Origin of the sequence: Brevibacterium sp. ZH18 (assembly GCF_022748595.1) — a bacterium.
GTDB lineage: Bacteria > Actinomycetota > Actinomycetes > Actinomycetales > Brevibacteriaceae > Brevibacterium.
The window spans coordinates 25,597-36,419 of the sequence record NZ_JALDSX010000036.1 but is presented as its reverse complement, the minus strand read 5'-3'; the positions used below and the strand labels follow the sequence as shown (position 1 = coordinate 36,419).

The window sequence follows — 10,823 nt, the reverse complement described above, 5'->3', positions numbered from 1 at the left end:
GGCTGAGGTGCGAATATGCACCTCAGCCACACTTTTTGTGCGCGCTGCGCGGTGAGCAGTGAGCGATGAGCTGTGCCGGGGAGAACCTCATCGCGAACAACCTCGACGGTCGTCGTCGAGATTCAGCTCATTTGTCGAGGTAGGCGCTGTTGTCTGTGGGACTGCCGTCTTTGACCAGGCGCTTGGCCAGGCAGTGGTCGCGGTCGAGTCCCCAGGAGCGGCACTGATCGAGTGCGGCCTCGGGGTCGCTGTAGGGCGTGCTGATGATGGTGACCCAGTAGTCGCCGTCCTTGTACGAGCCCCAGTCGCCGCTGTGGATGAGGATCGCGCCCGGATATTTCACGCGGTTGGCCTCGAACTCATTGAGAACGTCCTGGGCAGTCCAGGACTTCCCATCGGCTTCGAGTCCGACCTTCTTCGCGCTGACCTGCGTCACCCACTGCCCCTCGAGGTCGGCTGCCTTGGCAGTGCCGGTCTCCGTAAAGGAGGCCAGAGTGTCCTCGGGGCTGGACGTGGGTTGGACGAGCGTGTCCGAGGGTGATGGAGATGCCGGCGCGGACTCGGAGCCATCGCCGCCGACATTGACGGGCACGGCGCCCGGAGAGGGCGCCAGTGACCGGATGCCGAAGAATGCCAGCAGCGCCAAAATAATGAGGATCGCAACGATGACGATCGTGATCGTCGCGCCGTTGCTCTTCTTCGGCGGCGGTGTGGGCTGGTTCAGAGGTGTTATCGGGCCAGTTCCGGGGCCACCGTGGCCGACGCTGTTGTATGACGAGTACGGCGCGATGCCGTGAGGCCGTCCGCTCGCGCGTGCCGCGGTGCGCTGGCCGGGGGAGGGCTGAGATCCGGCCGAGGTCTGGACATGATCCTGGAACGGTGAGTCTCCGGCGGGAGCGAACACATTGCCCGTTCGGGCTTTGGAGGCAGGCTGATCTCCGGTGTGGCGCTCGAGATATTCGTAATACGTCGAGTTGTCGAAGTCGGCAGCACTCGAGCCGGACCCCTGTCCCTGCGACGGGGAGGAAACGGCACGATCGGGTTGCTCCGTCTGCCAGTCATCACTCGTCGCCGGACGAATTCGCGGCCTCGGTGGAACGTCGCTCATCGGTCCTCCTGAGTGCCAGATGTGGTGGCAATCATCTTCTTACCTTGGCACGAGATCGGCACGTGTTCAACACGGCTGACGGCAGGGCAGGGTGTCGAACGCCTGTGACAGGGCCGCAGTGATACGGCATTCCGCTGGTCTCCGGCGTTGCTTCGGGCCGGCTGAGAATTTCCCGCGATCTTCGACCGGGCGGTCCGCACGCAGACGACCGCCCCGAGCGCGCCTGCGCAACCGCCTCGAGCGCCCCGTGCGTGACCACTTCGAGCGCGCCTGCGCGACCGCCTTGTCCGCACCTCCGTGGCAACCTCGCTCGCCCCCGAATCCGCGGGGGAGGCGGGGGATGGTCGCCTGAGGAGAGGAGGACCGGGTGAATTTGCCCTGAGGGCCTGTTTCTCTCTAAGATTGTTATTTGTTGCGTCGTATCGGAAAGATCATTGATCGGTCTGGTAGGACCAGCATGGTGCTCACCCACCGCTGCACTCCAGCTTCGGCCATCTCTCACAGGCTACGGCTTCAGCGCTGGTGAGACATCTCGCCCAAACGGGCAAACCTGTTTGGCGTACACAATTTTCATTGCGAACGCCGCACATCGGGCATCTGTCCGGTGGGAGGTTGGGTAATACGCCCGATCAGGCAGCTTTCGCGAAAATTTGTTGATGTCTTCCGACATCGGCGCAAGCGAGCATGCACGGTCTCCGTGCTGACGAGCTTGTTTCGAGAGTCGGTAACTTGTGAACTGGAGGAGAGTCATGGCAGCAACCTGCCAAGTAACCGGGGCAGTCCCTGGTTTCGGACACAACGTGTCCCACTCGAAACGACGCACCAAGCGTCGCTTCAACCCGAACATTCAGAAAAAGCGCTACTTCGTTCCGTCGCTGCGCCGCAGCGTGACCCTGAACCTGTCCGCCAAGGGCATCAAGGTCATCGATGTGCGTGGAATTGACGCCGTTGTCGGCGAACTCATCGCCAAGGGAGTGAAGCTCTGATGGCTAAGGCACAGGACGTTCGTCCCATCATCAAGCTCAAATCGACCGCTGGCTCCGGGTACACCTATGTGACCCGCAAGAACCGCCGGAACAATCCGGACCGCATCGTGCTCAAGAAGTACGATCCGGTAGTTCGCAAGCACGTCGATTTCCGAGAGGAGCGCTGAGCGCACATGGCTAAGAAGTCAAAGATCGCACGCGACAAGCAGCGTCGCGTCGTTGTTGAACGTTATGCAGAGCGCCGCGCGACTCTGAAGCGTCAGCTGACACACCCCGACAGCACCGACGAGCAGCGTGAAGAAGCACGCCTCGGCCTGCAGAAGCTTCCTCGCGATGCTTCTCCAGTGCGTGTGCGCAACCGTGACCAGGTCGATGGCCGCCCACGTGGCTACCTCCGGCAGTTCGGGCTCTCGCGAGTTCGTTTCCGCGAAATGGCGCACAACGGCGAGTTGCCCGGCATCACGAAGTCAAGCTGGTAATCTCGAGGAAGTTCGTTATCGGAAAAACGGACCGGTAACCGACCGACTTGTCCTAAGGAGGACACTTTTATGGCTAAGAACCGTAGTGAGCTCGTTGCAGAAGTTGCAGAAAAGTCCGGACTGACCCAGAAGCAGGTCTCGGATGTTCTTGATGGTGTCTTCGATGTCTTCTCTGACGTCGTCGGCAAGGGCGAAAAGCTCACCATTCCAGGTTGGCTGTCCGTCGAGCGCACCGAGCGTGCCGCTCGCAAGGGCCGCAACCCGCAGACCGGTGAAGAGATCCAGATCAAGGCTGGCTACTCTGTCAAGCTGTCCGCTGGTTCGAAGCTGAAGGCTGCCGCTGGCACCCCGAAGTGACCTTCGTGCACTAGCATCAAATGGCCCGGACCGATTGGTCCGGGCCATTTTGTGTCCTCACCGCGGCGGATCGCCGAGATCTCGACCACGTCCGACCCTCGCAAGTGGCTGGTCCCCAGACTCGGGCGATATCCTGGAATCATGAGAGAAACGGCGGGCTGCGCCCTGTGAAATCCCAAGTCTTCGAACCGATCGTCCGGTTCGCCGCACGCGCTGCCGTTCCGATCGTTGTCATCCTCGGACTCGTCGTCGGCCTGCTGGCGATGCTCTTCACCGGAGCCGCCGAGGCGACGCTGCTGAATGATCCCGGACCCTCTGTGAGATTTGGGCTTCCGGCCGCGAAATTCGTGTTCAACTTGGCGATGTCGGTGACCATTGGTGCGCTGATGTTCGCCCTCCTCATCCTCCCTCGCACGGCCGGACGCGGTACCGGCGGCAGGAAGACCACGAAGAACGCACGGCCCGCTGCAAACGGTGCCGGGCCCGCCCTCGACCCGCTGTGGGAGAAGGCACTCAAAATCGCCGAGGTGGCGTCCATCGTCTGGACGATCTCCGCGGTTGCCGTCCTCGTCTTCACATTCGTCGACACCGTGGGCGCTCAGGCCTACCTGGACTTCTCCAGCCAGCTCGGCGTATTTCTCACTCAGATCGCATTCGGGCAGCTCTGGATCCTCATCGTCGTCCTCATCGCCATGGCTTCGACGCTATGCTTCGGCTCGCGCTCCTACCTCGGCGTCGCGGCAGCCGCCGTGCTCAGTGTGGGCGTGATGATTCCGTTGGCCCTGATGGGGCACTCGGCTGAAGCCTCAGGCCACACCCAAGCTGTCAACAGCATCGGCCTGCATCTCCTGGGAGTCACGATCTGGTTGGGCGGACTCTTCGTCATCGCCCTCCTCGGTCCCGGCCTGGCCCGGTCGACGCAGCTGCGGACCGTGATCCAGCGCTACTCGACGTTCGCCCTGGTCGCCTTCGTTGTCGTCGCCTTTTCCGGCGTCGAGAATTCGCTGCTTCGCGTGCACAGCTTCGCCGATCTCATGACCCCGTACGGCCAGATCATCGTGGCGAAGGCCATCGCGACGATTCTGCTCGGCCTGGTCGGATTCTGGCACCGCCAGTTCGTCATCAGCCGCCTGAGCACAGCCGCCTCGGCGACGAGGGAGTTCTGGCGCCTCATCGTCGTCGAATTCGTCATCTTCGGGGCCACGATGGGCCTGGCAGTTGCCTTGTCGCGATCGCAGCCGCCGGTCTCGCAGGCACCGGTCGGCGACCCCACCCCAGCCGAGATACTCACCGGTGAGCCATTGCCGCCTGCGCCGTCGCTGTCCCACTACTTCACCGAATGGTCCCTGGACCCGCTGTGGATCGCTGTCGCGGTGGGTCTGTCCGTGGCCTACATCGCCGGGTACGTCAATCTCCGCCGCCGAGGCGACTCCTGGCCTGTGATGCGCCTGATCTGCTGGCTGCTGGGCATGATCTTCCTCGTCTACGTGACCTCGGGCGGCGCCCGGGTCTACGGCGAGATCCAATTCTCCGGCCACATGATCCAGCACATGCTGCTCATCATGGTGGTGCCGTTGCCGATGGTGCTCGGAGCGCCCATCACACTGCTGATGCGCGGCACGAAGGCTCGCACGGACGGATCGCGCGGCATCCGAGAATGGGTGCTGTGGCTTGTCCATACGCCGTACATGCGCTTCTTCGCGAACCCGATCTTCGCGAGCGTGAACTTCGCCGGTTCGCTCGTCATCTTCTACTACTCGGGGATCATGAAGTACGCCCTCGAGTGGCATCTCGGTCACGAGCTGATGATCATCCACTTCCTGGGCGCGGGCTATCTGTTCGCGCAGGCCCTCATCGGCATCGATCCGGGAGTGAAGCGACCCGCGTACCCGATGCGTCTGCTGATGCTGCTGATCACGATGGCGTTCCACGCCTTCTTCGGCATCTCGATCATGAGCTCAGAAGTCCTCATCGAAGGCGACTGGTTCGGCAACATCGGTGCTGATTGGGGTTACTCAGCGATCGAGGATCAGCAGCTCGGCGGCGGAATCGCCTGGGGCATCGGAGAGTTCCCGACCCTGTTCATCGCGATCATGGTGGCCATGCAGTGGTCGAAGTCCTCTGACCGAGAGGCCAAGCGCATCGACCGCAGCGAAGCGCGCACCGACGATGCCGAACTGCGGGCCTACAACGACATGCTCTCGAAGATGGCCGACCGCGACAGCGAGATGAACCAGCGCAGACGATAACTCGCCTGCTCGAGGGCAGGTGAACGCTGGCCGGCGCCGAGCCGGCGGCTCGTCCTACCTCTAAGTCGGCAAGGGGTCTTGGCTCACTGGCTGAACATGGGCTGCGGAAAGATCGAAGTGCGCACACCACATGTGCAGGAATGTGCAGAAGAATTCCCGAATTAGCGCCTTAACGACGCGAAATTGTCGACTCGATGACGCAGACTGTTGCATGGATCATATTCGACCAGACGTCACATGCTCGTCGGGGTGTCGTCGACCTGGAGCCGCACAGAGGCGGTTCACGGTCATTCGGCCAACCGGAGCAAAACGTCACAGCAAGTCGATTCGCGCATTCAATGGTGACGCGGATCGTGGAAATCAAGGAGAGTCATGAGTTCTTCGAACATTGCCGAGAGGAAGTCGATCCGCGCACAGCTGCGCAAGGTCGTCGCCGCCTCGATGGCAGGAACCGTTGTCGAGTGGTACGAGTTCTTCCTCTACGGCTCGGCAGCCACACTGGTGTTCAACCACATTCTGTTCCCACCTTCGGATGACCCGTTGACGCCGATCTTGGCTGGCTTCGCCACCTATGCGGTCGGCTTCATCGCCCGCCCCATCGGCGGTATCGTCTTCGGTCACTTCGGCGACAAGTACGGCCGCAAGAAGCTGCTCCAGCTCTCGATCGTCCTCGTCGGTGTGGCTACGTTCCTCATGGGCTGCCTGCCGACCTTCGACCAGATCGGTCCGTTCGCTCCGATCCTGCTCGTTCTCCTGCGCATTGTCCAGGGCTTCGCCGTCGGCGGAGAATGGGGCGGCGCCGTCCTCCTCGTCGCAGAGCACGCACCCAACAAGGAACGCGGTTTCTGGTCGTCGTTCCCGCAGTCAGGCGTGCCCTTGGGCAACCTGCTTGCCACCGCGGTGCTCTTCATCCTCACCGCAACTCTGACCGAAGAGCACTTCCTGTCGTGGGGCTGGCGTGTGGCGTTCTGGCTCTCAGCCATCATCGTCCTCATCGGCTACTACATTCGCACCCGCGTCACCGATGCTCCGATCTTTGAGCAGGTCCAGGCCGAAGAGATCGAGGAGGGTGTGGACTACGGCATCAAGGCTGTGTTCAAGCGCTACCCGCGTGAGGTCTTCGCTGCCATGGGTCTGCGATTCGTCGAGAACATCCACTACTATCTCGTCGTCACGTTCTCGATCACCTATCTCTCAATCGCGGTCGGGATCGAATCAAGCGAGATCCTCGGTCTGCTGCTCGGCGCACATGCGATCCATGCCGTGCTCGTGCCGATGGTCGGTGCCTTGGCAGACAGGGTCGGACGCAAGCTGCCCTACGGCATCGGCATCGTGCTCACTGCTTCGTGGGGCTTCTTCGCCTTCCCGTTGTATGACACGGCCAACGGGGGTCTGATCTTCTTGGCGCTCCTGCTCGGCCTCATCTTCCACGCACTCATGTACGCCGGCCAGCCGGCCATCATGTCGGAGATGTTCCCCACTCGTATGCGCAACTCGGGCGTCTCGACCGGATACCAGGTCACCGCCATCGTCGCCGGTTCGTTCGCACCGATCATCGCGACTGCACTGCTGCAGAAGTTCGACTCGTCGATTCCGATCGCGTTCTACCTCCTGGCAGCCGCCGTCATCTCGATGATCGCGCTCATGTACACCCGTGAGACCAAGGGAATCGACCTGCGTTCTCTCGACCAGGTGGACAAAGATCGTCGTCACGCGCTGAAGCGCTGATAGCCACATTTCAACACTGGAACACACAATAGTGAGCTCGGTATTCGGGCGGTGCCGATGAACATCGGCACCGCCCGAATGCATGACAGCGGACAACACAGTCGAAGCACGACAACGATCGAAGGGACAGCAATGGTCGATCTCAGCAGCAAACGCGCTCTCGTAACAGGCGGAGCCTCAGGGCTCGGCAAAGCGATGAGCGAAGCTCTCGCCGCAGCGGGAGCCCACGTCATCGTCGCCGACGTCGACGAAGACTCGGCGAAAGCCGTCGCCGACACCATCGGGGGCGAGGAGTGGACCGTGAACCTCGCGGACACCTCGGCGCTGGAAGGGGTCGACCTCGACGTCGACATCCTCGTCAACAATGCCGGGATCCAGCGGATCCACCCGATCACCGAATTCCCGCTCGAGGAATGGCGCCTCATCAACACGCTCATGCTCGAGGCACCGTTCGTGCTCACGAAGGCGGTGCTGCCGGGGATGTACGAGAAGGGCTGGGGGCGGATCATCAACCTCTCGTCAGTGCACGGCCTGCGCGCGTCGGCGAACAAGTCCGCCTACGTCGCAGCCAAGCACGGTCTCATGGGCCTGACGAAGACGACCGCGCTCGAGGCCGGTCCGCGCGGGGTCACCTGCAATGCGATCAACCCGGGTTATGTGCTCACGCCCCTGGTCAAGGGCCAGATCGCCGATCAGGCGAAGACGAACGGGATCAGCGAAGGCGAAGTCCTCGAGCAGGTCTTCCTCGGCCACTCGGCGGTGCCGAAGCTCGCTGAGCCGGACGACATCGCCCAGTTGGCCCTGTTCTTGGCCAGCGATGCGGCAGCTGTCATCAACGGCAGCGCCCACAGCATCGATGGAGGCTGGACCGCCGCCTGAGCGGCGCTTGGCCCGCCGCTTGAGCGGCACTTGGCCCCGCTGCCTGACTCAGAGGACTTCGAGGACGCTGCGGACCCCTGCGTTGCGCAGGGATTCGTGGCGGACAGAGGCCCAGTAGGAGACGTGCTTCGAGAACTGATCAGGCAGCACCTGCACGAGGCGAGAGTTGTGGTGGGCGAGGAAGTCGGGCAGGATCCCGATTCCGACACCGTTCGAGGTGGCGAGAACATGCGCATGGACCGAAGTGGACCGGAAGAATCCCGCGCTTCGCGGCAGGGCATCGGCCGCATCGTCGAGGTCGTCGACCTGCAGAGAGTTCTCGATGTAGTAGATGAGCCGGTGATCGGCGAGATCGTCGAGTGAGACCGGCATTCCGTGTGCTGCGATGTAATCCTGGGCGGCGTAGAGCTGGAGGCGGTAGTCGCGGATGTGCTTGGCGACGCTGCGCGGGGCATCCGGTCGCCCGACGACGATCTCGATGTCGACGCCCGAGCGGTACTGTCGGGCGCGCTGAGTGGCGGTGATGAGCTCGATCTGCAGACTCGGGTGGCTGCGCTGCAGCTGCGTCAGCGCCGGCACTGCGAATTCGAGGGCGAAGGCCTGCGGGCATGCCAGCCGGATCGTGCCCGACAGTGAGGAGCTCTCGCGGGCATCGATGCGGCCCAGAGCGGCTTCGATGTCCTCGGCCACGGGCAGCAGCTGGCGGCCCGCCGCGTTGAGCTCCCATCCGTCCGGCGAGGCCACGAGCAGGCGCTCTCCGTAGGACTTCTCAAGAGCGGCGATGCGTCGAGACACGGTCGTATGGTTGAGCCCGAGACTGTGGGCGGCAGCGGTGAACTTTCCCAGACGCGCGACAGCGAGCAGCGTCAGCAGATCCTCCGGGGAGATCTGCGATCCGGAACCACCAGGTGCATAGAGGGCCATAGTGACTCCATCCTATCTGCGTGCATGCACATATCCGGTGCGGAATAGGTGATTCTTCGGACCCGGCGACCGGTGATCGACTGGCGTAATGTGAGTGGGAACACTTGAGTGAGTCACAACATGATGCGAGGAGGCATTTTATGTCGACGATTGGATGGATCGGCCTGGGAAACATGGGCCGACCGATGACCGCGAACCTGGTCAAGGCCGGTCACACTGTCAACGGATTCGACCTGGTACCCGAGGCCCTGGCTGCGGCTGTGGAGAACGGTGTCACCGGAGTGAACTCGATCGCCGAGGCTGTCGCCGGCGCGGACATCATCTTCACGATGCTGCCCAAGGGTGAGCACGCCCGTGCTGTCTACCTCGAGCCTAACGGCGTCCTGGCCAATGCAGACACGAAGACGCTGCTCGTCGATTCCTCGACGATCGACTTCGATTCGGCTCGCGCTCTGCACTCGGAGGCAGCCAAGGCCGGCTTCCGCTTCGTCGACGGTCCTGTCTCCGGTGGCGTCACCGGTGCCGAAGCTGGCACTCTGACCTTCATGCTCGGCGGCACCGATGACGACGTCGCCGAAGCGAAGACCTTCATCGAGCCGATGGCGGGCAACATGTTCCACGCCGGCGGTGAAGCTGCTGGTCAGGCCGCCAAGATCGTCAACAACATGATGCTCTCGATCAGCCTGCAGGGCGTCGTCGAAGGTGCTGTTCTCGCCGATCGCTTCGGCCTCGATCCGAAGGTCTTCTACGACATCGCCACGGTGTCTTCGGGCGATTCCTGGCCCCTGCGCACCTGGTACCCGGTGCCCGGAGTGACAACGACAGCCGCGTCGAACAACGACTTCAAGCCCGGCTTCGCCACTGCCCTCATGCATAAGGACGTCGGGCTGGCGCTTGCCGGCGCCGATACGCAGGGACTCGACCTGCCAGCGGCGAAGCTCGTTCACGCCCAGCTGCAGAAGCTCATCGACGAGGGCCTCGAAGGTCTCGACACCTCGGCGCTGATCAAGAACATCGATCCAAACGCCCAGGGCCTGCCCAAGAAGTAGGAGCACCACCGGCGCACGGGAACTCACCGACGCCACGGGATTTCACTTCGGTACGTGGGTTCTCACTTCGGTACGTGGGCTCTCACCAACGGTTGGCATGTTCTGCTGGATCCGCGAACGGATCTCGAACAGAACGTGCCAACCGTTCGTCGTACTGCGCGCGGGAGAGATTGCGCGAAATTGTGCGCGGGAGTCGAGGTAGCTGAGGCTTGTGCCGGGGACCTGCAACTTCGACGGGTCCGTGTAAGACTGGAGTCATGAGTTCGACAGATTCCACCGCACCGTCCGCTGAGCTCTCCCCGGAGGAGGCCGCAGCCATCAGAACCAACCTCGACGAGGTGGCCTCAAAGGCTGCATCCGCCGCCGAGGCGAGCGGTCGGACGAGTGCCGACGTGAAGGTTCTGCTCGCGACCAAGACCCAGCCCGCGGACAAGATCCGCGTCGCCATCGAGCACGGATTCACGCTCATCGGCGAGAACAAGGTGCAGGAGCTCGTCGGCAAGGCCGATGCGCTCGCGGACCTGGCGCATGAGGCGCACCTGATCGGTCCCCTGCAGAAGAACAAGGTCAATCACACACTGCGTCACGCGCACTGCATCCAGTCCGTCGACAACCTTGAGCTGGCGACGAAGATCAGCAAGCGACTCGACTTCCTCGACGACACTGTCGGCTGCTTCGTCCAGGTCAACACCTCGCGTGAGGATTCGAAGTCGGGCATCGCACCTGAAGACGCCGAGGCACTCGTGGCCGAACTTCGCGGATTCCCGCGACTGCAGCTGCGCGGACTGATGACGATCGGCCTGCCGGGGCAGAGCGCCGAAGAGATCCGTCCCAGCTACGCCGCGCTGCGTGAACTGAGCGAGAGTCTCATCGCTGCCGGTGTCCTCCCAGCTGAGGCGACCGAGCTGTCGATGGGCATGAGCAACGACTTCGAGCTCGCGATCGCCGAAGGCGCGACGATGGTCCGCGTCGGCTCGAGTGTCTTCGGAGCCCGCGACTACACCTGACATTGGCCGGCTCGCCCCGTGATCGCCCATGCTTGCCCTATCGTCGCCCTCTCGTCG

At 62.7% G+C, this 10,823-nt stretch carries 11 protein-coding genes; 9 read left to right on the top strand and 2 right to left on the bottom strand.

Going from position 1 to position 10,823, the window contains the following annotated elements; translation table 11 throughout:
* Positions 1 to 127: 127 nt before the first annotated feature.
* Complete coding sequence (locus MPN20_RS12595; protein WP_242782669.1) at positions 128 to 1,108, bottom strand: protein kinase; 981 nt, start codon at positions 1,106 to 1,108, stop codon at positions 128 to 130.
* Between the two features lie 749 nt (positions 1,109 to 1,857).
* On the opposite strand from MPN20_RS12595, the gene rpmB reads away from it, so the two are divergent.
* From rpmB to MPN20_RS12560, 7 genes are all read left to right on the top strand, one after another.
* The gene (gene rpmB, locus MPN20_RS12590; RefSeq protein WP_242782667.1) at positions 1,858 to 2,094 is read left to right on the top strand and encodes a 50S ribosomal protein L28; all 237 of its coding nucleotides are present in this window, start codon (positions 1,858 to 1,860) and stop codon (positions 2,092 to 2,094) included.
* Positions 2,091 to 2,261: a 50S ribosomal protein L33 gene (gene rpmG / locus MPN20_RS12585; RefSeq protein ID WP_347566831.1), complete on the top strand. Its 171-nt coding sequence runs from the start codon at positions 2,091 to 2,093 to the stop codon at positions 2,259 to 2,261. The genes rpmB and rpmG overlap by 4 nt, the downstream gene beginning before the upstream one ends.
* Before the next feature lie 6 nt (positions 2,262 to 2,267).
* The gene (gene rpsN / locus MPN20_RS12580) at positions 2,268 to 2,573 is read left to right on the top strand and encodes a 30S ribosomal protein S14 (protein ID WP_242782663.1); all 306 of its coding nucleotides are present in this window, start codon (positions 2,268 to 2,270) and stop codon (positions 2,571 to 2,573) included.
* A 69-nt stretch (positions 2,574 to 2,642) separates the two neighbouring features.
* Positions 2,643 to 2,930 carry an HU family DNA-binding protein gene (locus MPN20_RS12575; protein WP_242782661.1) on the top strand — a complete coding sequence of 96 codons (288 nt, stop codon included), beginning with the start codon at positions 2,643 to 2,645 and terminating at the stop codon, positions 2,928 to 2,930.
* A gap of 167 nt (positions 2,931 to 3,097) precedes the next feature.
* Positions 3,098 to 5,179 (top strand): cytochrome c oxidase assembly protein, encoded by a 2,082-nt coding sequence (locus tag MPN20_RS12570; RefSeq protein ID WP_242782659.1) that lies wholly within the window; start codon positions 3,098 to 3,100, stop codon positions 5,177 to 5,179.
* Positions 5,180 to 5,551: 372 nt separating this feature from the next.
* Positions 5,552 to 6,907: an MFS transporter gene (locus MPN20_RS12565; RefSeq protein ID WP_278189888.1), complete on the top strand. Its 1,356-nt coding sequence runs from the start codon at positions 5,552 to 5,554 to the stop codon at positions 6,905 to 6,907.
* A 132-nt stretch (positions 6,908 to 7,039) separates the two neighbouring features.
* Entirely contained in the window at positions 7,040 to 7,786 is a 747-nt protein-coding gene (locus tag MPN20_RS12560) for a 3-hydroxybutyrate dehydrogenase (protein WP_242782657.1), read from the top strand.
* Positions 7,787 to 7,834: 48 nt separating this feature from the next.
* On the opposite strand, the gene MPN20_RS12555 is transcribed toward MPN20_RS12560, so the two are convergent.
* Positions 7,835 to 8,710 (bottom strand): LysR family transcriptional regulator, encoded by an 876-nt coding sequence (locus tag MPN20_RS12555; protein ID WP_242782653.1) that lies wholly within the window; start codon positions 8,708 to 8,710, stop codon positions 7,835 to 7,837.
* Between the two features lie 140 nt (positions 8,711 to 8,850).
* Between MPN20_RS12555 and mmsB the strand changes: the two genes are divergently transcribed.
* A complete protein-coding gene (gene mmsB / locus MPN20_RS12550; protein ID WP_242782651.1) occupies positions 8,851 to 9,759 on the top strand; it encodes a 3-hydroxyisobutyrate dehydrogenase in 909 nt (302 codons plus the stop codon).
* A 257-nt stretch (positions 9,760 to 10,016) separates the two neighbouring features.
* Positions 10,017 to 10,766 (top strand): YggS family pyridoxal phosphate-dependent enzyme, encoded by a 750-nt coding sequence (locus MPN20_RS12545; protein WP_242782649.1) that lies wholly within the window; start codon positions 10,017 to 10,019, stop codon positions 10,764 to 10,766.
* The last annotated feature ends 57 nt before the right edge of the window (positions 10,767 to 10,823 follow it).